Below are 23,039 nucleotides of genomic sequence, written 5' to 3'. Positions count from 1 at the left end.
TTCTTTATCGGCGCTTGGGTGAAAGGAGGAGGGGCGAAATCTCCCACGGATCTGTACTGCGTCAACAGTCAGAATCGGGCTTTGTCCCTTCTCCTCCCTTCAAGTCCTAGCATACAAGCGGGCTTGCCCGCGATGCTTTTGGGGCCGCCGTGCACCGACTGAATGCACCGTGAACCGCAATCGCGCACATCAACTGATCCAAAATCCCGCCTGCATTCGCAATCGAACCCCTATCGAAAAAACACGAAAACCCCTAACTACGGGGCTTTCAGCGCTACCAGATAGCTTTCTGTATCAACTTATTAAAACCTGGCACGCCCCCTGCAATAGTCCTTTCAGTGATTCGATTCACTACCCAGTTTCGGGGACCTTGGTACAGGCAGGCCGGGGATTCCCCTCTTTACACCGGGCTCACAGCGCAATAGCGATGAGCCCTCCCGTTTCGGGAACCTTGGTACAGGCAGGCCGGGGATTCCCCTCTTTACACCGGGCTCACAGCGCAATAGCGATGAGCCCTCCCGTTTCGGGAACCTTGGTACAGGCAGGCCGGGGATTCCCTCTTTACACCGGGCTCACAGCGAAATGCATGAGCCCTCCCGTTTCGGGAACCTTGGTACAGGCAGGCCGGGGATTCCCTCTTTACACCGGGCTCACAGCGAAATGCATGAGCCCTCCCGTTTCGGGAACCTTGGTACAGGCAGGCCGGGGATTCCCTCTTTACACCGGGCTCACAGCGAAATGCATGAGCCCTCCCGTTTCGGGAACCTTGGTACAGGCAGGCCGGGGATTCCCTCTTTACACCGGGCTCACAGCGAAATGCATGAGCCCTCCCGTTTCGGGAACCTTGGTACAGGCAGGCCGGGGATTCCCTCTTTACACCGGGCTCACAGCGAAATGCATGAGCCCTCCCGTTTCGGGAACCTTGGTACAGGCAGGCCGGGGATTCCCTCTTTTATTGCTCTTGGAGATGGATCTCCAGCCGCCAGCGGTCATCGACCTCGCTACCGGCCCACTCGCCCTGCAGTGGCCGCGCCGCCACCACAGTCAGCAACAGCCCTCCATCACTCAAGCGCACCCGCCAGTTCACGTGCCTGTCGTTGAGCTTGAGTTGACCCTTTTGCGCCTTGCCCTCAGCTTCGAACAGCAGCGCCAGGCTGCCGTCGACGAACTCGCCGTGGCTCTTGGGTTCATTGTTGAACCACACCACCAGTCCGTCGTTCGTCACCTCGACCTGCTGCAATTCGCTGGGGTCAGGGGCGGTCAAACGGCCAATCATCAGCCCCACCATCACCCCGACAATCGCCAGCGAAGCCATCACCCGCGGCAATAGTTTCGAACGGTTGTCCACTGGCGGCGTAGAATGCCGGTCATCTTTACCTTCGGAGCCGTGCATGTTTCACGTCATCCTTTTCCAACCGGAAATTCCGCCGAATACCGGCAACGTTATCAGGCTGTGCGCCAACAGCGGCTGCCACCTGCATTTAATCGAGCCGCTGGGCTTCGAGATGGACGACAAGCGCCTGCGCCGGGCCGGTCTCGATTACCACGAGTATGCCACCCTGCAGCGTCACGCAGACCTCGCCAGCTGCCTGGAGAGCCTCGGCCATCCTCGCCTCTTCGCCTTTACCACCAAGGGCTCGCGGCCGTTCCACGATGCCAGTTTCGCCGAGGGCGATGCGTTCCTGTTCGGTCCGGAAAGCCGCGGCCTGCCGGCAGAAGTGCTCGATGCCCTGCCCGGCGAACAGCGCTTGCGTCTGCCGATGCGTGAAGGCTGCCGCAGCCTGAACCTGTCGAACACCGTGGCCGTTGCTGTCTACGAAGGCTGGCGCCAGCTCGGCTTTAAATAACACCACATAACGAATGTGGGAGCGGGCTTGCTCGCGAAGGGGCCATAACATTCAACATCTTCGTTGACTGTTACACCGCTTTCGCGAGCAAGCCCGCTCCCACATTGGACTTGCTTCGACTCGGGACCGTTTATTGAACGGTCGGAGTCTCGCCAGCCGCCTGCATGCGTTGCAGTTCCTGTGCATACAGCGCGTCGAAGTTCACCGGAGCCAGCATCAGCGCCGGGAACGAACCGCGGGTCACCAGGCTATCCAGGGTTTCGCGCGCGTACGGGAACAGGATGTTCGGGCAGAACGCGCCCAGGGTGTGGCTCATCGAAGCGTCGTCCAGGTTCTTGATCAGGAAGATCCCGGCCTGTTGCACTTCAGCGATGAACGCCACTTCGTCACCGTTTTTCACGGTCACGGACAGGGTCAGCACGACTTCGTGGAAGTCATTTTCCAGCGCCTTTTGACGGGTATTCAGATCCAGACCGACGCTCGGTTCCCACTGCTGGCGGAAGATCGCCGGGCTTTTCGGGGCTTCGAAGGACAAGTCACGTACGTAGATGCGCTGCAAGGAGAATTGCGGTGCGGTTTCTTCTTCGCTAGCTGCAGTGTTCTGTTGGTCAGTCATCTCAGATCCTTTCTGATCTTGGGGTCTTATAGGGAAGGTATTCAGGCCTTGAGCAGGGTGTCGAGCTTGCCGGCGCGCTCAAGGGCAAACAAATCATCACAACCGCCTACGTGAGTGCTGCCGATCCAGATCTGCGGCACGGATGTGCGCCCCGCTTTCTGAGCCATGGCGGCGCGCACCTGCGGCTTGCCATCGACCTTGATCTCTTCGAAGGCCACGCCTTTGCCCTCGAGCAGGTGCTTGGCTCGCGAACAATAGCCGCAGTAATCGCTGGAATAGACGACGACATTGCTCATATCACTTCACCAGCGGCAGGTTGTCGCCTTTCCAGCTGGAGATCCCGCCGGACAGCTTGGCGGCGATGAAGCCGGATTTCATCAGTTCGCGGGCATGGGTGCCGGCGGTCTGGCCCATGGCGTCGACCAGGATGATGGTCTTGGCCTTGTGCTTTTCCAGTTCGCCGACGCGAGCAGCCAGTTTGTCGTGAGGAATGTTCAACGCGCCAACAATGTGGCCGGCGGCGAAATCCTTGTTCGAACGAATGTCGATCACAACGCCCGCGTCCTTGTTGACCAGGCCGGTCAGTTCACCGGTACTCAGGCTGCGGCCGCCGCCTTGCATCTGATAGGCAATCAGCAACGCCAGCAGTACGACGAAGATACCGACGAGCAGATAGTGGTTAGTGGCAAATTCAATCAGGTGAGCAACCATCGAAGGAGGTTCCAGGGCGTTAAAATGTCGGCCAGTATACACAGCCACTATGGTGGGCCAAACCCCGTCGGGCGGTGACGCGGCCGGAACTTCGCTTTAAACTGCCACTCCCTTTTCCATCGCCCTCTTTTTAACTCAGCCACGAGCGGAATCCATGACTACCACGCCTAAACCTTTGGTCCTGATCATCCTCGACGGCTTCGGTCACAGTGAGAGCCCTGAATCCAACGCCATCTTTGCCGCGAAGAAGCCCGTGCTGGACCGCCTGTGGGCCACCGTGCCGAACGGCCTGATCTCGGGCAGCGGCATGGACGTCGGCCTGCCGGACGGCCAGATGGGCAACTCCGAAGTCGGCCACATGAACCTCGGTTCCGGTCGTGTTGTGTATCAAGATTTCACGCGCGTGACCAAATCGATCCGTGATGGCGAGTTTTTCGAGAACCCGACCATTTGCGCCGCCGTCGATAAAGCCGTCGCCGCTGGTAAAGCCGTGCACTTCATGGGTCTGCTGTCCGATGGCGGCGTTCACAGCCACCAGGATCATCTGGTTGCCATGGCTGAACTGGCGTACAAGCGCGGGGCTGAAAAAATCTACCTGCACGCCTTCCTCGACGGTCGCGACACTCCGCCGAAAAGCGCTCAGTCGTCCATCGAACTGCTCGATGCAAGCTTCCAGGCCCTCGGTAAAGGTCGGATCGCCAGCATTATCGGTCGTTACTTCGCCATGGACCGCGACAACCGTTGGGACCGCGTGTCCCAGGCCTACAACCTGATCGTCGATGGCAATGGCGAATACAATGCCGCCACCGCCCAGGAAGGCCTGCAAGCCGCCTACGAACGTGGCGAGAGCGACGAATTCGTCAAGGCCACGTCCATCGGTGTGCCGGTCAAGGTCGAAGACGGCGACGCCGTGGTGTTCATGAACTTCCGTGCCGACCGCGCCCGCGAACTGACCCGCGTGTTCGTCGAAGACGATTTCTCTGAGTTCGAACGTGCGCGCCAGCCAAAACTGGCCGGCTTCGTCATGCTGACCCAATACGCCGCCAGCATTCCCGCACCATCGGCCTTCGCCGCTGGCAGCCTGGATAACGTGCTGGGCGACTACCTGGCGAAAAACGGCAAGACCCAGCTACGCATTGCCGAAACAGAGAAGTACGCTCACGTGACCTTCTTCTTCTCCGGCGGTCGTGAAGAACCATTCCCGGGCGAAGAACGCATCCTGATCCCGTCGCCAAAAGTCGCCACTTATGACTTGCAGCCTGAGATGAGCGCACCGGAAGTCACCGACCGCATCGTCGACGCTATCGACAACCAACGTTATGACGTGATCGTGGTCAACTATGCCAACGGCGACATGGTCGGTCACAGCGGCGTGTTCGACGCAGCCGTCAAAGCTGTCGAATGCCTGGACCAGTGCGTTGGCCGTATCGTGGACGCGCTGGAAAAAGTTGGCGGCGAAGCGCTGATCACCGCCGACCACGGTAACGTCGAGCAAATGTCCGACGAATCCACTGGCCAGGCGCACACCGCCCACACCACCGAGCCGGTGCCGTTCATTTATGTCGGCAAGCGTGACCTGAAGGTTCGCGAAGGCGGCGTGCTGGCGGACGTGGCACCGACGATGCTGAAGCTGATGGGCCTTGAGAAACCGGCTGAAATGACGGGTACTTCGATACTGGTGTAATCCGTCCTTCAAACACCACTAAACCCTGTGGGAGCGGGCTTGCTCGCGAATGCGGTGTGTCAGTCAACATCCATGCTGACTGACACACCGCATTCGCGAGCAAGCCCGCTCCCACAGTGGTTTTGGGGTGTTTTTCGATGCAACTCTGTTCCAGTCATCACACAGCCCCAATTGGGCGTTTTTTTTGCAGCGCTTGGCGGGCATACTAGGGCGTCCCTTACCCTGGTATCACCCGCCTTTATGCTTCGCGTCCTGATAGCCCTTGCCCTGACTTGCCTGCTCCAACCGGCCTTCGCTGACGAGCGCGCGCAAACCCAACAACAGTTGGACGCCACGCGTCAGGACATTGCCGAGCTGAAAAAGCTGCTGGGCAAGTTGCAGGAAGAAAAGTCCGGGGTGCAAAAAGATCTCAAGGGCACCGAGACCGAGATGGGCAATCTCGAGAAGCAGGTCGATGCCCTGCAAAAAGAGCTGCAGAAAAGCGAATCCGAGCTGCAGCGACTCGATGCCGAGAAAAAAAAACTCCAGAGCGCGCGCATTGAACAGCAACGACTGATCGCCATTCAGGCCCGCGCGGCCTATCAGAACGGCCGTCAGGAGTACCTGAAGCTGCTGCTGAACCAGCAGAACCCGGAAAAATTCGCCCGAACCCTCACCTATTACGACTACCTGAGCCAGGCTCGCCTGGAGCAGTTGAAGAATTTTAATGAAACCCTGCGCCAACTGGCCAATGTCGAAAAAGACATCGACATGCAGCAGGCGCAACTGCTGGTGCAGAAAAGCAGCCTCGACAGCCAGCGCGACGAACTCGACAAAGTCCGCAAGGAGCGCCAGCAAGCCCTGGCCAAGCTGAACAACGACGTAAAGGCCCGCGATCAGAAACTGGCCGCCCGCGAGCAAGATCAGGCGGACCTGTCCAATGTCCTGAAAACCATCGAGGAAACCCTGGCTCGCCAGGCTCGCGAGGCTCGCGAGGCTCGCGAGGCAGAGGAAGCCCGGCAAAAAGCGCTGATCGCCCAGCAGGAAGCGGAAAAAAAGCGTTTACGTGAGGCTCAGGCGCAAGCAGACGCCTCTGATGCCCCACGCAAACCTGTCAGACCGACACCCGGCGCACTGGTGTCCAGTTCAGGCGAAACCTTTGGTGGCCCTTTTGCTTCAAGCCGGGGAAAACTTCCCTGGCCAGTTGATGGTCGACTGCTGGCCCGCTTTGGCGAGACCCGTGGCGACGACGCCCGCACCAAGTGGGACGGCGTGATGATCAGCGCCTCCGCCGGCAGCCAGGTACACGCCGTGCATGGCGGTCGCGTGGTGTTCGCCGACTGGTTGCGTGGCGCCGGGCTGCTGGTGATCCTCGACCACGGCAACGGGTTTTTGAGTCTTTACGGCCACAACCAGACGCTGCTCAAGTCTGCGGGTGACGTGGTAAAAGCCGGTGAGCCCATTTCCACCGTCGGCAACAGTGGCGGACAGGACACATCAGCGCTGTATTTCGCTATTCGTCAGCAGGGTCACCCGAGTGATCCGGCACAATGGTGCCGCGCGCAAGGATAGGCGCTGAGTCACCTACATTAGGAGTTCGTTCGACATGCTGCATTTGTCCCGCCTTACCTCGCTGGCCCTGACGATCGCCCTGGTGATCGGCGCGCCTCTGGCGTTCGCCGCTCAACCGGCCCCGGCGGTCGCGCCTGCGGGCACGGCTGCGACCACCAAGGCGCCATTGCCTCTGGAAGAGTTGCGCACCTTCGCCGAGGTCATGGATCGGATCAAGGCGGCCTATGTCGAACCGGTGGACGACAAGACCCTGCTGGAAAATGCGATCAAAGGCATGCTCAGCAACCTGGACCCGCACTCCGCCTACCTGGGCCCGGAAGACTTCGCTGAATTGCAGGAAAGCACCAGCGGCGAATTCGGCGGCCTGGGCATCGAAGTCGGGGCCGAAGACGGCTTCATCAAGGTAGTTTCGCCAATCGATGACACCCCGGCGTCCAAGGCCGGCATTCAGGCGGGCGACTTCATCGTCAAGATCAACGGTCAACCAACCCGCGGCCAGAGCATGACCGAAGCCGTGGAAAAGATGCGTGGCAAGATCGGCCAGAAAATCACCCTGACGCTGGTGCGCGACGGCGGCACGCCGTTCGACGTGACCCTGGCCCGCGCCATCATTCAAGTGAAGAGCGTGAAGAGCCAGCTGCTGGAGTCCGGCTACGGCTACATCCGCATCACCCAGTTCCAGGTCAAGACCGGCGAAGAGGTTTCCAAGGCCTTGGCCAAGCTGCGCAAGGACAATGGCAAGAAGCTCAACGGTATCATCCTCGACCTGCGTAACAACCCGGGCGGCGTGCTGCAAGCGGCGGTGGAAGTGGTCGACCACTTCATCACCAAGGGCTTGATCGTTTACACCAAAGGCCGTATCGCCAACTCCGAACTGCGCTTCTCCGCCACCGGCAAGGACGAAAGCGAAGCCGTGCCCATGGTCGCGCTGATCAACGGCGGCAGTGCCTCGGCTTCGGAAATCGTCGCCGGCGCCTTGCAGGATCAGAAGCGTGCGGTAGTGATGGGCACCACCAGTTTCGGCAAAGGCTCGGTGCAGACCGTGCTGCCGCTCAATAACGAGCGCGCACTGAAAATCACCACGGCGCTGTACTACACGCCGAACGGCCGCTCGATCCAGGCGCAGGGCATCGTCCCGGACATCGAAGTGCGCAGGGCCAAGATCACCAGCGAGCAAGACGGCGAGTACTTCAAGGAAGCCGATCTGCAAGGCCACCTGGGCAATGGCAACGGCGGCGCCGACAAGCCTACCGGCTCCGGCGGCAAAGCCAAGGCGATGCCGCAGGATGACGATTATCAATTGGCCCAGGCCCTGAGCCTGCTCAAAGGGCTGAGCATCACCTCTGGCCGCTGAGATGCGCTTGCGGTTTTACCTCGCTCTGTTGTGCTGTCTGGCGGGTGTTGCTCACGCAACGCCTGTCGCGACAGCGGCCAGCCCTCAGAAGGCTTACCTGAGCCTGATCATCGATGACCTGGGGCAGAACCTGCACCAGGATCGCCGCGTGCTGGCCCTGCCTGGCCCGGTCACCACGGCAATCATGCCCGATACACCCCACGCCACCGAGTTCGCTCGCGAAGCCCATCGCGCCGGCAAGATCGTCATTCTGCACATGCCCATGGCTCCGGCCACCGGGCCGTTCGCCTGGCATCCAGAGCTACCCATCGAAGAACTTGAGAAGCGGCTGAATGCGGCATTCAAGGTCGTGCCCTATACGGCTGGCATCAACAACCACATGGGCAGCCGCATGACCGCTCAACCGGTTGCCATGGCCTGGTTGATGGCTGACTTGCAGCGTCGGCACAAATTTTTCGTCGACAGCCGCACCAGCGCGCAGACCGTCGCGGCGGCCCAAGCGCAGAAGATTGCATTGGCGAGCGTTTCGCGGGATGTGTTTCTGGATGACGAGCCAACGGAAGCGGCGATCCTCACGCAGCTACAGTCAGCAATCAGCCTGGCGCGCAAGCAGGGTTCGGCAGTGATGATCGGGCATCCGTATCCGCAGACGTTGGCGGTGCTGGAGCGTGAATTGCCCAAGCTCAAGGCCCAGGGGATTGAGTGGATCGATATCAAGCAGATGATCAGCGTGCGCGGCAACCGTGCAACGGCTGCCCACGGCAAGGACGGCGTGTACCGCTAACCGCCAACACCGCAGCTCTAATGTGGGAGCGGGCTTGCTCGCGAATGCGCAGTGTCAGTCAATATCATAGTTGTCTGACACACCGTATTCGCGAGCAAGCCCGCTCCCACATTAGATTGGTGGGTATCAGAGATACCGCGCCATGATGTCGTCGACCACGCCTTCCTTGCGCAGCTGATCCAGCGCGGCCTGCAGCCTGGCCACCACCTCATCCGGCACATTCCTGTTCAATGCCAGGTACAACTCGGCACTGTTGAATCGCAACACCGTCTTGAGCCCGGTCACCCCGTCCTGACGAGCCAGATACCGGCCCGCCGGGTCACCCGTAGCCCATAGATCGATCTGGCCATTGACCAGCTTTTTCGCGTTGTCCTGATCGCGCAACACAACAATCGGCTTCAAGCCTTGCTTGGCCAGCGTCTCGGCGATCGCATCGCCCTTGTAGGCGCCGATCTTGTATTTGCGCGCCTGATCCAGCCTCTCCAGGGTGATCTTGCTGTCAGCCTTCGCCAGCATGATCCAGTCATCCGGGCCGATCGGGCCAACCCACTTGAAGAGCTTTTCGCGGTGCGGCAACCGTGCCATTACGAACACGCCATAACCGGGTTTCTCGAGGGCGATCTTGTAGATCCGCTCCCAGGGGAAACGTAGCGTCAAGCTGTAGGTGATGTCGGCGCGCTTGAACATCTCGCGGACGATGTCCACGGCGATGCCATTGATGTTCTCGTCCTGAGCGAAATTCTTGCCGTTCTTTGCCATGTTGTAGGGCGGGAAATTTTCCGTCAGCAGCACCAGGTCGGTGTCGAGATTTTCTACCGCATGAGCCTCGCTGACGAGCAGTAGAGAAGCGCTGGCAAGGGCAAGGAGAAGGCGTCTAAGCATGTCTGGCTACCGAAATCCATGGCGTGCTCAAGAGTGCCTTGAGCCCGCCATGCTGTCCACTGGCCTGCATCGATTTGTTTTAGCGCATTACGATTCCGCGATGAGCCATGTAGGCCTTGGCTTCCTGCACAGTGTATTCGCCAAAGTGAAAAATACTCGCCGCCAACACCGCACTGGCGTGGCCTTCGAGAATGCCGTCGGCCAGGTGCTGCAGATTGCCGACGCCGCCGGAGGCGATGACCGGAATGCCCAGGGCATCGCTGATGGCACGGGTGACGCCCAGGTCAAAGCCGTTTTTCATGCCGTCCTGGTCCATGCTGGTCAGCAGGATTTCACCGGCACCCAGGCCTTCCATTTTTTTCGCCCACTCCACCGCGTCGAGACCGGTGGGTTTGCGGCCGCCGTGGGTGAAAATTTCCCAGCGCGGGGTTTCGCCCGGCAGTGAAACTTTCTTGGCGTCGATGGCAACGACAATGCATTGCGAACCGAAATGCTGCGCCGCTTCGCCAACGAACTCCGGATTGAATACTGCAGCGGTGTTGATCGAAACCTTGTCCGCACCGGCATTCAGCAGATTACGAATGTCCTGCACGGTGCGAACGCCGCCACCCACGGTCAGCGGGATGAACACCTGGCTGGCCATGCGTTCGACGGTGTGCAACGTGGTGTCGCGACCGTCGACGCTGGCGGTGATGTCGAGAAAGGTAATCTCGTCGGCACCCTGCTCGTCGTAACGACGGGCGATTTCCACCGGGTCGCCGGCATCGCGGATGTTCTCGAACTTGACGCCCTTGACCACCCGGCCGTTATCCACGTCCAGGCAAGGGATGATGCGTTTGGCCAGCGCCATGGTCAGTCCTCAGCCTTTGTACGAATCGCAGAAAGCTTGCGCTTCAGCGACATCGAGAGTGCCTTCGTAAATCGCCCGGCCAGTGATGGCGCCGATGATGCCTGGCGCCTTGGCGTCGAGCAGCGACTTGATGTCACCCAGATTGTGGATACCGCCGGAAGCAATGACCGGAATTTTCGTCGCGGCAGCCAGCGCAGCGGTGAACGGTACATTGCAGCCCTGCATCATGCCGTCTTTGGCGATGTCGGTATAAACGATCGCGGACACGCCGTCGGCTTCGAACTGCTTGGCCAGGTCGATCACCTGAATGGTGCTGATTTCAGCCCAGCCGTCAGTGGCGACAAAACCGTCTTTGGCATCCAGACCGACAATCACCTTGCCCGGGAACGCGCGGCAGGCCTCGGCGACGAAGGCCGGATCTTTCACGGCTTTGGTGCCGATGATGACGTAGCTCACGCCCGCTTTCACGTAGTGTTCGATGGTTTCCAGGGAACGGATACCGCCGCCGATCTGGATCGGCAGGTTCGGGTAGCGCCTGGCGATGGCGGTGACCACTTCGCCGTTGACCGGCTGGCCTTCGAAGGCGCCGTTCAGGTCGACCAGATGCAGACGACGGCAACCGCCCTCCACCCACTTGGCAGCCATGCTCACCGGATCATCGGAGAACACTGTGGAATCTTCCATGCGGCCCTGGCGCAGACGAACACAGGCACCGTCTTTAAGATCGATAGCGGGAATAATCAGCATCTGGCAAACCTTCAAATTCGATTGTTCAGCTTCGCTCGAAAATCAGTTTTTCTCGAGCGCCCACAGGTCGCTTTCGATGCTTTCGAACCTCTCTTTGAGGTGCGTCTGCACATCGAAAATCGCCCTGTTGTAATAGTGCGGCGCAATTTCACGGGTAAACAGCTCAAGGATTTCGGCCGCTTCGAACGAACCCAGGTCCAGTTCGAAGCGATCCTCCATAAAGCGTTTGATCTTCTGGTTGGCCTCGTTCTCCTGTTCGGGAGTGAGGGTCAGGATCGGCGGCTTCTTCTTGACGGCCATTACCAGCGACCATCCCACGCGGCGAAGTTCTGCAGCAATTGCAGGCCATGGGTATGGCTCTTCTCCGGGTGGAACTGCACGGCGAAACGCGAGCCATCGGCCAGCGCCGCAGCGAAATCGACACCGTAGTGACCGCCACCCACCACTTGCCGCGCATTGCCGGCAGCGATGTAGTAGCTGTGCACGAAGTAGAAACGCGCCAGGTCCGGGATGTTGTGCCACAGCGGGTGACTCACCGTCTGCTTCACTTCGTTCCAGCCCATGTGCGGCACTTTCAGGTGCTCGCCGTCTTCATGCAGATCCTTGCCGAAGAACTTCACCGCGCCCGGGAACAGGCCGATGCAGTCGACGCCGTCGTTCTCTTCACTGCTGTCGAGCAAGGCTTGCATGCCGACGCAGATGCCGAGGAACGGACGGTCCTGGCTGACTTCACGCACCAGCGAATCGAAACCCAAACGACGGATCTCCGCCATGCAATCGCGAATCGCGCCGACGCCGGGGAATACCACCCGGTCGGCTTCGCGAATCACATCGGCATCGCTGGTGATCAAGACCTTGCCGGCACCGACGTGCTCGAGGGCCTTGGCCACCGAGTGCAGGTTGCCCATGCCGTAATCGATAACCGCAACCGTCTGCATTACAGAACGCCTTTGGTCGACGGCATCTGACCGGCCATGCGGTCATCCAGCTCTACGGCCATGCGCAGTGCGCGGCCGAAAGCCTTGAACACGGTCTCGATCTGGTGGTGGGTGTTGTGCCCACGCAGATTGTCGATGTGCAGGCTGACGTTGGCGTGGTTGACGAAGCCCTGGAAGAATTCCTGGAACAGATCAACGTCAAAACCGCCGACGGTGGCGCGGGTAAAAGGAACATGCATCTGCAGGCCCGGACGGCCGGAGAAGTCGATCACCACGCGCGACAGCGCTTCATCGAGCGGCACGTAGGCATGGCCGTAGCGACGGATGCCTTTCTTGTCGCCGATGGCTTTGGTGAAGGCCTGACCCAGGGTGATACCGACATCTTCCACCGTGTGGTGGTCGTCGATATGCAGGTCGCCCTTGCTGACAATATCCAGGTCGATCAGCCCGTGACGGGCGATCTGGTCCAGCATGTGCTCAAGAAAAGGAACACCGATATCAAATCGGGCCTTTCCGGTGCCATCCAGGTTGATCGAGGCTTTGATCTGGGTTTCCAGAGTGTCGCGCTCGACTGACGCCTTACGTTCGGCCATCACCAGCTCCGCAAAATCATTGGGCGAAAAAGGCAACCATTATAGGGGCGCGGGCCGGAAACAGAAACATGGGAGGTGATATCACTGACGGACTGAATTCAGTGCCATCGGCGATAGACATGTCCATACAACCCGGCATCATTATGAATGCCTGCATCATCGCTGACCGATCACCCGTTTCGGGGCGCTATACTCCCCGGCTAAATTTCGAATTCGACTAACTACAAGGACTCGCCCATGAAAGCGTTCGGCAAAATCCTGGGTCTGGTACTTCTCGGGCTGTTGCTGATCATTGTGGCGTTGGGCTTTGCCCTGACCCACCTCTTCGATCCCAACGACTATAAAGACGAGATTCGCCAGATTGCCCGCGACAAGGCCCACATCGAGCTGACGCTCAATGGCGATATCGGCTGGAGCCTGTTTCCCTGGCTGGGCCTGGAATTGCACGAAGCCAGTGTTGCGACCCTGGCCAAGCCCGGCGAGCCGTTCGCTGACCTGCAGATGCTGGGTCTCTCGGTTCGTGTGCTGCCGCTGCTGCGCCGTGAAGTGCAGATGAGTGACGTGCGTGTCGAAGGCCTGAACCTGCGCCTGAATCGCGACAAGAATGGCCACGGCAACTGGGAAGACATCGGCAAGGTCCCGGCGCCTGCCACCCCGGCCACACCGCCCGCCACCAGCGAAGCGCCAGCACCGGAGACCACCGCCCAAGCGGAGAAACCGGCCCAGCCGATCCGCCTGGACATCGACAGCCTGACCGTCAACAACGCCCGCATCGAGTACAGCGACGAAAAAACCGGCAAGCTGTACAGCGCCGAAAGCATCCAGCTGAGTACCGGCCCGGTGCATGACTCCACCAACATCCCGGTCAAACTCACCGCGTTCCTGGGCACCAACCAGCCGGTTCTGCGAGTACGCACCGAGCTCAATGGCGAACTGCGCTTCGAGCGTGCGCTGCAACGCTACAAATTTGAAGACATGAAGCTTTCCGGTGAAGTCGCCGGCGATCCATTGCAAGGCAAGACCATCACCTTCGCCGCCCAAGGCCAGTTACTGCTGGATAAAGCGGCCAACGTCGCCGAATGGACCGGAATCAAGCTATCCGCCAACCAACTGCGGGCATTGGGTGAACTGAAAGCCAACGACCTCGACAAGACCCCGCAAATCAGCGGCGGCCTGTCGATTGCCCAGTTCGACCTGGCGAAATTCGTCGACAGCATCGGCCAGAAACTCCCGGCCATGGCTGAAGGCAGCCTGAGCAAAGTCGAACTGGCCAGCCGTTTTTCCGGTACACCGACCAGTGTGTCGTTCGACGACATCAACCTGAAGGTCGATGACAGCACCTTCAGCGGTCGTATCGCCGTCGAGGACTTCGCCAAACAATCGCTGCGGGCGAACCTCAAGGCCGACACCTTCAACGTCGACCGTTACCTGCCGCCAAAATCCGCTGAAGCCAACAGCGCTACCCAGGTGCGCCAGGCCGAAGTCGCCAGCACCGAGAACGATGCCATGGCCGGTGCGGGCAACACCCCCCTGCCGCAATCACCGACCAAAGGCCCGTGGAGCACGGCGCGGCTACTGCCGGTGGAACGCCTGAGCAAACTCGATGTGGATGCCGACCTGACCTTCGGCCAACTGACCCTCGACAAGTTGCCGATCCAGAACGCCGCACTCAAGGCCACCGGCCAGGGCGGCCTGCTGACCCTGGAGAATCTGCGCGGCGACCTGTACGACGGCAACTTCGAAGCCAAGGGCACCCTGGACGTGCGCCAGCCGGTGCCGGCGCTGAACATGCAGACGCGCATCAGCCGGGTACCGGTGGAAAAAATCCTCGAAAGCCAGGGCAAAAACCCGCCGGTCAAAGGCCTGGTCACGCTCGACAGCAACCTGACCGGCAGCGGCAACAGCCAGAGCGCGCTGGTCGACAGCCTCAACGGCAACGCCAGCTTCGTCATCAACAACGGCGTGTTGCTCAATGCCAATCTCGAACAGCAGCTGTGCAAAGGCATCGCCACCTTGAACCGCAAAGCCCTCAGCGGCGAGCCACGGGGCAAGGACACGCCGTTTCAGGAGCTCAAGGGCAACCTGACCTTCCGTAATGGCGTGGCCAGCAATCCGGACCTGAAAGTGCGTATCCCGGGCATGACCGTCAACGGCGACGGCGATGTCGACCTGCGAGTGCTGGGCATGGATTACCGCGTGGGCATCGTCGTCGAAGGCGACAAGAGCGACATGCCGGACCCGGCCTGCCAGGTCGGCGAGAAATTCGTCGGCATCGAATGGCCGCTGCGCTGCCGTGGCCCGCTGGAACTGGGTGCCAAGGCCTGCCGCCTCGATAACGAACGCATGGGCCAGATCGCCGGCAAAATGGCCGGCGACAAAATCAGCGAAAAAATCGACGAGAAGCTTGGCGACAAGGTCAGCCCTGAATTGAAAGACGCACTGAAAGGGCTGTTCAAGCGATGAGAGCCGAGCAATTCTCTTCGGCGGTACTGGACTGGTACGACCGCCACGGCCGCCACGATTTGCCCTGGCAACAGGGCATCACCCCGTATCGGGTGTGGGTCTCGGAAATCATGTTGCAGCAAACCCAGGTCAGCACCGTGCTGAATTACTTCGACCGCTTCATGGCGTCATTGCCGACGGTCGAAGCCCTGGCCGCCGCACCGGAGGACGAAGTACTGCACCTGTGGACCGGCCTCGGTTATTACACCCGCGCGCGCAACTTGCAGAAGACCGCGAAGATTGTCGTTGCCGAATATGGCGGCGAGTTTCCGCGAGATGTGGAAAAGCTGACGGATCTGCCGGGTATCGGCCTGTCCACTGCGGGCGCCATCGCCAGCCTGAGCATGGGTCTGCGGGCGCCTATCCTCGATGGCAACGTCAAACGGGTGTTGGCGCGTTTTACCGCGCAAGAGGGTTATCCGGGCGAGCCCAAGGTCGCGAAACAGCTGTGGGCCAATGCAGAGCGCTTTACGCCCCATGATCGGGTCAATGCCTATACCCAGGCGATGATGGACCTGGGCGCCACGCTCTGCACCCGCAGCAAGCCGAGCTGCCTGTTGTGCCCGCTGGAAAAGGGCTGTGAAGCGCATATGCTCGGCCTCGAGACCCGCTACCCGATCCCCAAGCCGCGCAAGGCCGTGCCTCAGAAGCGCACGCTGATGCCGATGCTCGCCAACGGCGAAGGCGCGATCCTGCTTTACCGGCGCCCTTCCACGGGCCTGTGGGGCGGTCTCTGGAGCCTGCCGGAACTCGACGACCTCGATGACCTGCAACATCTGGCATCGCAGCACTCGCTGGAACTGGGCCGCCAACAGGCATTGCCGAACCTGGTACACACCTTCAGTCATTTCCAACTGGCTATCGAACCCTGGCTGGTTCAGGTCCAGGAGGCCGGCCATCACGTGGCCGAGGCCGACTGGCTCTGGTATAACCTCGCCACCCCGCCGCGCCTGGGCCTTGCCGCCCCGGTCAAAACCTTGCTCGAACGCGCGGCCGCCGTATTGAACGCAGGAGAGTCGTCATGACCCGCACCATCATGTGCCGCAAGTACAAAGAAGAATTGCCCGCCCTGGAGCGCGCTCCATTCCCGGGCGCCAAAGGCCAGGACATTTTTGACCACGTCTCGGCCAAGGCCTGGGCCGACTGGCAGAAACACCAGACCCTGCTGATCAACGAAAAACGCCTGAACATGATGAACGCCGAAGACCGCAAATATCTTCAGGGCGAGATGGACAAGTACTTCTCCGGCGAAGATTACGCCAAGGCCGAAGGCTACGTGCCGCCGTCGGAATAACCCCGATTTATCGGGGGTCGGAACGTAAGCGACGGTAATAATTAAATTTTTTTTGAAAACTTGCTTGACGACCCCCTGAAAAACCCGTTTAATGCGCCCCGTTGCCCAGATAGCTCAGTCGGTAGAGCAGGGGATTGAAAATCCCCGTGTCGGCGGTTCGATTCCGTCTCTGGGCACCAAATACCGAAAACCCTGAATCGCAAGATTCAGGGTTTTTTTATGCCCGGGATTTAACAAACCCTAGCGCCGCCGAATATTCCCACGTCCGCCACGCCCTTTTCTTTCCATTCGTACCCGAGCTTTCACGCACCGCTTTAGGATGTGTCTCATGGAGTGTGCGCCCTTACAAAGTGAAACTAATGCAGCAGCACATCTGCCTGCATTTAACGTTTCAAAGTAAGGAAACAGCACTTGAATACGCTTTTGAAGTTCCTCGCCCTGTCGACCATCATTGCCACAGCCAGCGGCTGCGTCAGCTACAACAACAGCCAGCCATCGTCGCCGATCGACAGTACCGTCAAAGCAGATCTGAAAGCGGACATCGCTGTCGGCGACGCCATCTCCGGCCAGTCTTCGGTCAACGTCCTGTTCGGCTTCCTCAAGTTTGGCGGCGATTCCCAGTTTGCCGATGGCGTCAGCTATGGTGGCCAGAGCGGTGGCTTGGGCAGCCTTGGCCTGGATCCCGTCAGCGCGGTCAAATCGGCAGCGGCTTACAAAGCGGTCAAATCTTCCGGTGCCGACCTGATCGTCGCCCCTCGCTATGAAGTGAACGAAGAAAACTACTTCATCTTCAAAAAGGTTTCCGTCACCGTAAAAGGCAACAAAGGCAATATCCGCAGCATCCGCTGACTCATCCTCCCCAAGGTGATTCTTCAGCAAACCATCCATCGCGTTTTGGCAAACCGCAAACCCTAGCGCGTGGCATTCCGCAAACAGCCAGCTGTTTGCGGATTTGAGCGCCAACGAAATCGCTTTGTCTCAACAACGCAGCTATTCACCATCACTCCAGTGAAAAACCAGATTGCGCGCGCCACCGCTGCCAACATCCGCTGTGTCACGCCGTTCCTCACCATTACGAGTTGCGACCACGGTGTACTTACCGGGCGGCAGCTGAACGTAAACCAGCGGGCCAGCCTGACTCAGGGTCAGCACGGGTTGCCCCTGGGATTTCTGAATGACCACATCCACATCGGGGATGTATTTGTTTTCCGGTCCGATAGCGAACGTCATGTGCAGGTTGTAGCCAGTAGTCTGCTGGATCGCCTTCGCCTCATCCTCGCCAACTCCGCCGGAGAGGTAGGTAATCCCGTTTTGCTCTTGCCGCTGAACTTGCACGCCTGTGCTGTCGATCGGTTCAAGACTGGCCGCCTGCAACATCATGGGAAACATCAACAACCCCACGGCAGCGAGCGGCAAAATGAACGCATGGACATGTTTCATGATGGGCACTCCCGGGCTCCGCAGAGCCCAATCGTTACCTTGTCTTTGATTTCCCTGTGCCCGGCCGGTTTTAGAATGATTCGGCCTTGAACGCACTGCGAAATGGACTACAGGCTGTACTGCTCAAGCAGGGACTGCCGTCGGAGCGATCCCGCAGAATCAATCGGGTTTTCCTTACCATTTACCAGACGCGCCCGGCATCGCCGCCCCACCCGCCTCTGCAATCCTCTTCTGCCTGTTCATACATTTGCGGAAGACTTCATGAGCACACTCAGACCCGATAACGCCCAAGACCCACAACTCGCTTCACTGCTTGGCAATCTTGGCGAGCTGATCCGCGATGCACGCCAGAAGGCGCTCCGAACGGTCGATACGGTCCAGGTGCAAACCTGCTGGCAGATCGGAAGGCATGTTGTGGAGTTCGAGCAGGAGGGGGCTCGGAGAGCGAGTTACGGGAAGCAATTGCTGACGAATCTGGCGCAGAATCTGACGGAGGAGTTTGGTAAAGGCTTTGACGCCTCCAACCTTCGCTACATGCGCCTGTTTTACCAAGCATTCTCAATTCGTGACGCACTGCGTCACGAATTGAGCTGGACCCACTATCGCAAGTTACTGCGCGTCGATAACGAACACGCTCGCCATTGGTACATGAATGAATCAGCCATCCAGAACTGGTCATCCCGCGCCCTGGAACGCCAGATCAACACCCTCTACTACGAACGCCTGCTGACAAGCCGCGACCGTCCTGCCGTAGAGCAGGAAGCCGCCACCAACATCCAGAAAATGAACGCACACCCGCGTGATTTCATTCGAGATCCGGTGATGCTGGAGTTTCTTGGCCTGCCCAACGCGGGCTTGACCCAGGAAACCAATCTCGAACAAGCCTTGATCAATCAACTCCAGGGCTTCCTGCTCGAACTGGGCAAAGGCTTCGCCTTCATCGCCCGCCAACAACGCATCAGCACTGACAGCAAGGATTTCTACATCGACCTGGTGTTCTACAACTACCTGCTCAAGTGCTTCGTCATCTTCGATCTGAAGCGCGGCGAACTCACCCATCAGGATGTGGGCCAGATGGACATGTACGTGCGCATGTATGACGACCTCAAACGCGGCGCGGAGGATGGCCCGACCGTCGGCATCATTCTCTGCGCGCAAAAAGACGAGTCAGTGGTGCGCTACTCGGTGTTACAGGGCAACGAACAACTGTTCGCCAGCAAGTACAAGCTAGTGCTGCCGAGCGAAGAGGAGCTGCGTGCGGAACTGGACCGGGAACGGGCCGCCATTGAGGAGCGACTGTTCGATCAGGCACCCGGATCCATACGAATGGATTGTCCATAAGCTGCGCGAGGACTATCGTTGGCAGCTACCCGCATAGGTCCGAAGCCGATGAATTTGCAGGACATGCCACCGCTGGCGCCCTTTCAAATCGAGTTGCCGCCGAACACCGCCATTGCTGGCGAAGTGTTCAAGGAGCCCGCCGCAGACGGCTTCATCCTTGGCGGCTTCACTTGGCGACACCCCTCTGGAGACATCGCGCGCCCGATCGTCATCATCAACGCCGCCACTTCGGTTCGCTGCCGGCACTACTCACGATTTGCCGATTACCTGTTCGCCAACGGCTTCGACGTCATCACTTATGACTACCGCGGCATCGGTGAGTCTCGACCGGCGTCATTGAAAGGCTTGCAAGCCACATGGTCCGACTGGGGCGCACTGGATTTCGAGGCGATGCTCAAGCGCGCCCAGCGAGAGTTTCCGGGCCAGCCCATCGATATCGTCGGCCACAGCTTTGGAGGCTGTGCAGCAGGCCTGGGAGCCTCTGGACACCTGATCCGACGCCTGGTGACCGTGGGCGCGCAATTTGCCTACTGGCGCGACTATGCGCCCGCTCATCGCTGGCGGATGTTCGGCAAGTGGCACCTGGTGATGCCTGTGCTGACGCTGCTCTATGGCTACTTCCCCGGAAAACGCCTTGGCTGGCTGGAAGACACGCCCGCTGGCGTGGTTCGCGACTGGAGCATGCCCACCGCAGAATACGAAACGCGCCCCAGCGGTCGCGTTCTCGCCGCAAAACACGGCTCGTTGCCCTTCGCGATGATGACAGCCAAAACCCTGGCCATCAGCATCAGCGACGATCCTTACGGCACAATCGCGGCCATAGAACGCCTGCTCGGCTACTTCACCGGGAGCACCAATACCCACTTGCGAATCACTCCCGAAGACATTGGCGAAGAAGAAGTCGGACATTTCGCCTTTTTTCGCAGCCCATACCAAGCCACACTATGGCCCATTGCATTGTCCTGGCTGCAAAGCGGCGAACTGGCCCCCGATACCCCCGGGCGGCTAGTGCCACGTAGCTGATCGACTTGCCCACTCAACGAAATACGGAACGACGCCCATGGCATCCGCCAACAAGCAGCAAAAACGCGCCACCCGCGCCAAGGCAAAGGCCAAGCAGAACCGCAGCCAACGGGCCGCCGCGCCGATCGAGCTGGACCCGAACGACGATCGCATCGACTTCGAATCGGTTGACCTGACCGATCTGTTCAAAGAAATGATCGAGGCGCAAAAGATCAGCCAGCAAGCCATGTGCGCGGCCTTTCTTGAACACCCGCTGCTCGCGCTGGTGCTCGAGCAGGAAGGCGAAGAAACCGCGACAGACTTCATCATCGGCGCGCTGATCGAGTACCGCCAATGGTCCACCGAAGTGGACGAAGCCGGCGCCCTGGCATGGATTGAATCCCCGGCCTTCCAGGCAGATTACGTGGCTGCGTCCGAAATCATCGCAGCCCAAAACCAACAGAAACCGAACTGAGTTCCCATGGCCTCCCTGAACAAGCAACAGAAACGCGCCAAACGCGCCAAGATCAAAGCCAAACAAATCAACATCCACGGCAGAAAACCCGCCGCACTGGACGATGACCTGGGCGAAATCGGCGAGCCGATCCCGGAATACACCCTGTCGATGTTCAGCAAAATGCGCGACGCGGAAGCTACCAGCCGCGACGTCATGCTGCAGACCTTGCTGTCGAACCTCGCCGAAATCATCAGTGACCACCCAGACCTGCTGGACATGGAAAACGCCGACGACGAAGCCATGGCCGCCACCCACCTGGCCGCCGACATGCTGATCGACTACCGCATGTGGGCCGACGGCATGGATCGCGATGCGGCCCAGGCCTGGCTGACCGATCCGCAGTTCATCACCGACTTCGGCAAGGCACTGGACAGCTATCGCCAGACGCTGGATGCGCAGGAAGAAAAGGGCGAGTAGCCGCCCTTCCCTTCAAAAACAAAAACGGCCGCGTGTCATCACTGACAGCGGCCGTTTTGCGTCACAGGGTACGAATCAGTTCAGCACTGCCGCACCCAGCCTCTGCAGCTTGCGACGGCGAGCCACAAGCAAACCGGTAGCCACCACCAACACGCTCAACAGGCCGGTCGCGAGGATCTCCACACGATGGGCTTCCTGGAACAGCATGATCGTCAGGATGCCAACGATGAACACGATCACCGCATAGGTCAGGCCAGGGAACAGCCACATCCGGAAGGCAATCTTCTCACCGGCGGCCATGCGCTTCTGACGCATGCGCAACTGGGAAACCGCAATCACCAGGTACACCAGCAACGCGATGGCGCCGGAGCTGGCCAGCAGGAATTCGAACACGGCGGCCGGAGCCACGTAGTTGGCGAATACCGCGAGGAAGGCGGCGGCGGTGGACAGGATCACGGCCCAATACGGCGTGCCGCTGCCATTGGTGCGCGTGGACACGGCCGGCGCATCGCCGCGTTTGCCCAGGGAGAACAGCATCCGCGAGGCAGTGTAGAGCGCCGAGTTCAGGCAGCTGGTCACGGCAACCAATACCACGATGTCGACGATCAGCTTGGCGTTCGGGATGCCCATGCGCTCAAGCACGGTCTGATAGGAACCGACAGCGGCGAGTACCGGGTCATTCCAGGGCACCAGCGCCACGACGATGAAGATCGACACGAGGTAGAACAAGCCGATCCGCCAGATCACCGAGTTGGTGGCCTTGGAAATTTGCTGGCCCGGGTTCTTCGATTCCGCGGCCGCGATGGTCACGATCTCGGTACCCATGAAGGAGAACATGGTCGTCAGCATCGCCGCCAACACCGCACCCATGCCGTTTGGCAGGAAACCTTGGGTATCGAACAGGTGCGAGACGCCGCTGACCTGGCTGGTCGGCAGGAAGCCGAAGATCGCCAGAACGCCGAGGACAATGAAACCGATGATTGCCAGGACTTTGACCAGGGCGAACCAGAATTCGAATTCACCGTAGTTCTTCACGCTGAACAGGTTGGTCACCGTCAGCAGCAAGGTGATGACCAGGGTGAAGACCCAGATCGCTACGTTGGGGAACCAGGCATGCAGGATGGTTGCGGCGGCGTTGGCCTCCAGCGGGATCACCAGCACCCAGAACCACCAGTAGAGCCAACCGATGGTGAAACCGGCCCAGTGACCGATCGCGCGATCGGCGTAGGTCGAGAAGGAGCCGGTGTCCGGCGAAGCGACGGCCATTTCGCCGAGCATGCGCATCACCAGCACCACCAGGGTACCGGCGGCCGCGTAGGCCAACAGCACAGCCGGGCCTGCTGCAGCGATGGCGTGGCCGGAGCCGACGAACAGGCCGGCACCGATAACCCCGGCGATCGACAGCATGGTCACGTGACGCGGTTTGAGCCCCTGTTCGAGGCCATTGGAGCTTGGGGTACTGCTCATTGAAACTACCTTTGTAAGGAAAAGCGAATGCGTACATCCCGCCAGGTGTTCCTTCTTGTAAAAAGAAACCAACGGAGCGTTCCTTATTCTGCACGCAATAATTGCGCCAAAATATTACAAACCCCCAGAATCCGGGGCCTGTAGCCTGAGCGGACAGTCATCGCAAGTCATTGAAATGCATGGCACTTTGCCAAAACGTTACCCTGCGACACATTTCAAGAACGAAACAGCGCACCGGAAACACACTAAAAAAATGCTCGACGCACACTAAAAGTGCGGATCCGCAACGTTTGGGCGGTTTGCGCTTCCAACCCCCCGGCAAAGCTGGCAACATCGCGCCCTTTTTTGCGCCACCCGCCGCGCTTTTTATTTGAAAGCAGGGTTCAAACGGCCGTTTGGTTGATAGCAGCGCGACAGTCTGCTGTACCGATGCGACAACCTGCCACACACCACCCGTTTACCGCCCCTGGCGCTGTTGGCTGCCATTCAGACGCTATGCTAG

25 protein-coding genes and 1 tRNA gene are annotated in these 23,039 nt (G+C 59.6%); 14 read left to right on the top strand and 12 right to left on the bottom strand.

Features of this window, described 5'->3' with window-relative positions; genetic code table 11:
• Positions 1–952: 952 nt before the first annotated feature.
• Positions 953–1,393 (bottom strand): hypothetical protein, encoded by a 441-nt coding sequence (locus F8N80_RS23090; RefSeq protein ID WP_150744892.1) that lies wholly within the window; start codon positions 1,391–1,393, stop codon positions 953–955.
• On the opposite strand from F8N80_RS23090, the gene F8N80_RS23085 reads away from it, so the two are divergent.
• The gene (locus F8N80_RS23085) at positions 1,392–1,847 is read left to right on the top strand and encodes a tRNA (cytidine(34)-2'-O)-methyltransferase (RefSeq protein WP_007949025.1); all 456 of its coding nucleotides are present in this window, start codon (positions 1,392–1,394) and stop codon (positions 1,845–1,847) included. The two genes, F8N80_RS23090 and F8N80_RS23085, sit on opposite strands and share 2 nt — an antisense overlap.
• Positions 1,848–1,977: 130 nt before the next feature.
• Here F8N80_RS23085 and secB read toward each other — a convergent pair whose 3' ends face one another.
• From secB to F8N80_RS23070, 3 genes are read right to left on the bottom strand one after another with little or no spacing between them, the layout of a single operon-like run.
• Positions 1,978–2,463, bottom strand: a complete 486-nt coding sequence (gene secB, locus F8N80_RS23080) for a protein-export chaperone SecB (protein ID WP_064675449.1) — start codon at positions 2,461–2,463, stop codon at positions 1,978–1,980.
• A gap of 41 nt (positions 2,464–2,504) precedes the next feature.
• Positions 2,505–2,759 (bottom strand): glutaredoxin 3, encoded by a 255-nt coding sequence (grxC, locus tag F8N80_RS23075; RefSeq protein ID WP_150784764.1) that lies wholly within the window; start codon positions 2,757–2,759, stop codon positions 2,505–2,507.
• 1 nt (position 2,760) lies between these two features.
• A complete protein-coding gene (locus F8N80_RS23070) occupies positions 2,761–3,174 on the bottom strand; it encodes a rhodanese-like domain-containing protein (RefSeq protein WP_150744890.1) in 414 nt (137 codons plus the stop codon).
• 154 nt (positions 3,175–3,328) lie between these two features.
• Here F8N80_RS23070 and gpmI point away from each other — a divergent pair, with 154 nt between their 5' ends.
• The 4 genes from gpmI to F8N80_RS23045 all read left to right on the top strand — a co-directional run bounded on the left by gpmI (position 3,329) and on the right by F8N80_RS23045 (position 8,547).
• A complete protein-coding gene (gpmI, locus tag F8N80_RS23065) occupies positions 3,329–4,858 on the top strand; it encodes a 2,3-bisphosphoglycerate-independent phosphoglycerate mutase (RefSeq protein WP_150784763.1) in 1,530 nt (509 codons plus the stop codon).
• Between the two features lie 240 nt (positions 4,859–5,098).
• Complete coding sequence (locus F8N80_RS23055; protein WP_150784762.1) at positions 5,099–6,409, top strand: murein hydrolase activator EnvC family protein; 1,311 nt, start codon at positions 5,099–5,101, stop codon at positions 6,407–6,409.
• A gap of 34 nt (positions 6,410–6,443) precedes the next feature.
• Positions 6,444–7,763 (top strand): S41 family peptidase, encoded by a 1,320-nt coding sequence (locus tag F8N80_RS23050; RefSeq protein ID WP_150744887.1) that lies wholly within the window; start codon positions 6,444–6,446, stop codon positions 7,761–7,763.
• Between the two features lies 1 nt (position 7,764).
• Positions 7,765–8,547 (top strand): divergent polysaccharide deacetylase family protein, encoded by a 783-nt coding sequence (locus F8N80_RS23045; protein ID WP_150744886.1) that lies wholly within the window; start codon positions 7,765–7,767, stop codon positions 8,545–8,547.
• Positions 8,548–8,673: 126 nt separating this feature from the next.
• On the opposite strand, the gene F8N80_RS23040 is transcribed toward F8N80_RS23045, so the two are convergent.
• The 6 genes from F8N80_RS23040 to hisB form a co-directional block, all read right to left on the bottom strand.
• Complete coding sequence (locus tag F8N80_RS23040; RefSeq protein ID WP_150744885.1) at positions 8,674–9,429, bottom strand: substrate-binding periplasmic protein; 756 nt, start codon at positions 9,427–9,429, stop codon at positions 8,674–8,676.
• 79 nt (positions 9,430–9,508) lie between these two features.
• On the bottom strand, positions 9,509–10,279 hold the full coding sequence (gene hisF, locus F8N80_RS23035; protein ID WP_007949037.1) for an imidazole glycerol phosphate synthase subunit HisF: 771 nt from the start codon (positions 10,277–10,279) through the stop codon (positions 9,509–9,511).
• A gap of 9 nt (positions 10,280–10,288) precedes the next feature.
• Complete coding sequence (gene hisA / locus F8N80_RS23030) at positions 10,289–11,026, bottom strand: 1-(5-phosphoribosyl)-5-[(5-phosphoribosylamino)methylideneamino]imidazole-4-carboxamide isomerase (protein ID WP_150763335.1); 738 nt, start codon at positions 11,024–11,026, stop codon at positions 10,289–10,291.
• Positions 11,027–11,068: 42 nt separating this feature from the next.
• Positions 11,069–11,326: a DUF2164 domain-containing protein gene (locus F8N80_RS23025; protein WP_050682512.1), complete on the bottom strand. Its 258-nt coding sequence runs from the start codon at positions 11,324–11,326 to the stop codon at positions 11,069–11,071.
• Entirely contained in the window at positions 11,326–11,964 is a 639-nt protein-coding gene (gene hisH, locus F8N80_RS23020; protein WP_090176778.1) for an imidazole glycerol phosphate synthase subunit HisH, read from the bottom strand. Before hisH ends, F8N80_RS23025 begins: the two co-directional genes overlap by 1 nt.
• Positions 11,964–12,557, bottom strand: coding sequence for an imidazoleglycerol-phosphate dehydratase HisB (hisB, locus tag F8N80_RS23015; protein ID WP_128873795.1), 594 nt, complete (start codon positions 12,555–12,557; stop codon positions 11,964–11,966). The genes hisH and hisB overlap by 1 nt, the downstream gene beginning before the upstream one ends.
• A 237-nt stretch (positions 12,558–12,794) precedes the next feature.
• On the opposite strand from hisB, the gene F8N80_RS23010 reads away from it, so the two are divergent.
• The 5 genes from F8N80_RS23010 (at position 12,795) to F8N80_RS22990 (ending at position 17,202) form a co-directional block, all read left to right on the top strand.
• Positions 12,795–15,020 carry an AsmA family protein gene (locus F8N80_RS23010; RefSeq protein WP_150784761.1) on the top strand — a complete coding sequence of 742 codons (2,226 nt, stop codon included), beginning with the start codon at positions 12,795–12,797 and terminating at the stop codon, positions 15,018–15,020.
• On the top strand, positions 15,017–16,084 hold the full coding sequence (mutY, locus tag F8N80_RS23005) for an A/G-specific adenine glycosylase (protein ID WP_150744882.1): 1,068 nt from the start codon (positions 15,017–15,019) through the stop codon (positions 16,082–16,084). Before F8N80_RS23010 ends, mutY begins: the two co-directional genes overlap by 4 nt.
• The gene (locus F8N80_RS23000; protein ID WP_057397205.1) at positions 16,081–16,353 is read left to right on the top strand and encodes an oxidative damage protection protein; all 273 of its coding nucleotides are present in this window, start codon (positions 16,081–16,083) and stop codon (positions 16,351–16,353) included. Before mutY ends, F8N80_RS23000 begins: the two co-directional genes overlap by 4 nt.
• Before the next feature lie 103 nt (positions 16,354–16,456).
• A tRNA-Phe gene (locus tag F8N80_RS22995) sits at positions 16,457–16,532 on the top strand.
• A 232-nt stretch (positions 16,533–16,764) separates the two neighbouring features.
• Positions 16,765–17,202: a hypothetical protein gene (locus F8N80_RS22990; protein WP_150744881.1), complete on the top strand. Its 438-nt coding sequence runs from the start codon at positions 16,765–16,767 to the stop codon at positions 17,200–17,202.
• A 141-nt stretch (positions 17,203–17,343) separates the two neighbouring features.
• Here F8N80_RS22990 and F8N80_RS22985 read toward each other — a convergent pair whose 3' ends face one another.
• A complete protein-coding gene (locus tag F8N80_RS22985) occupies positions 17,344–17,793 on the bottom strand; it encodes a carboxypeptidase regulatory-like domain-containing protein (protein WP_150744880.1) in 450 nt (149 codons plus the stop codon).
• A gap of 261 nt (positions 17,794–18,054) precedes the next feature.
• Here F8N80_RS22985 and F8N80_RS22980 point away from each other — a divergent pair, with 261 nt between their 5' ends.
• From F8N80_RS22980 to F8N80_RS22965, 4 genes are read left to right on the top strand one after another with little or no spacing between them, the layout of a single operon-like run.
• Positions 18,055–19,134, top strand: a complete 1,080-nt coding sequence (locus tag F8N80_RS22980; protein ID WP_150784760.1) for a PDDEXK nuclease domain-containing protein — start codon at positions 18,055–18,057, stop codon at positions 19,132–19,134.
• Positions 19,135–19,182: 48 nt separating this feature from the next.
• On the top strand, positions 19,183–20,157 hold the full coding sequence (locus tag F8N80_RS22975; RefSeq protein ID WP_150784759.1) for an alpha/beta hydrolase family protein: 975 nt from the start codon (positions 19,183–19,185) through the stop codon (positions 20,155–20,157).
• Positions 20,158–20,194: 37 nt separating this feature from the next.
• On the top strand, positions 20,195–20,611 hold the full coding sequence (locus F8N80_RS22970; protein ID WP_150744877.1) for a hypothetical protein: 417 nt from the start codon (positions 20,195–20,197) through the stop codon (positions 20,609–20,611).
• 6 nt (positions 20,612–20,617) lie between these two features.
• The gene (locus F8N80_RS22965; RefSeq protein ID WP_150744876.1) at positions 20,618–21,070 is read left to right on the top strand and encodes a hypothetical protein; all 453 of its coding nucleotides are present in this window, start codon (positions 20,618–20,620) and stop codon (positions 21,068–21,070) included.
• 75 nt (positions 21,071–21,145) lie between these two features.
• Here the strand turns inward: F8N80_RS22965 and gabP are convergent, their stop codons facing one another.
• Positions 21,146–22,537 (bottom strand): GABA permease, encoded by a 1,392-nt coding sequence (gene gabP / locus F8N80_RS22960; RefSeq protein ID WP_150744875.1) that lies wholly within the window; start codon positions 22,535–22,537, stop codon positions 21,146–21,148.
• Positions 22,538–23,039: the final 502 nt, after the last annotated feature.

Origin of the sequence: Pseudomonas fluorescens, assembly GCF_902497995.1 — a bacterium.
GTDB classification, from domain to species: domain Bacteria; phylum Pseudomonadota; class Gammaproteobacteria; order Pseudomonadales; family Pseudomonadaceae; genus Aquipseudomonas; species Aquipseudomonas fluorescens_BK.
The sequence above is the reverse complement of the archived record's forward strand: the minus strand, read 5'-3'. Positions and strand labels throughout refer to the sequence as shown.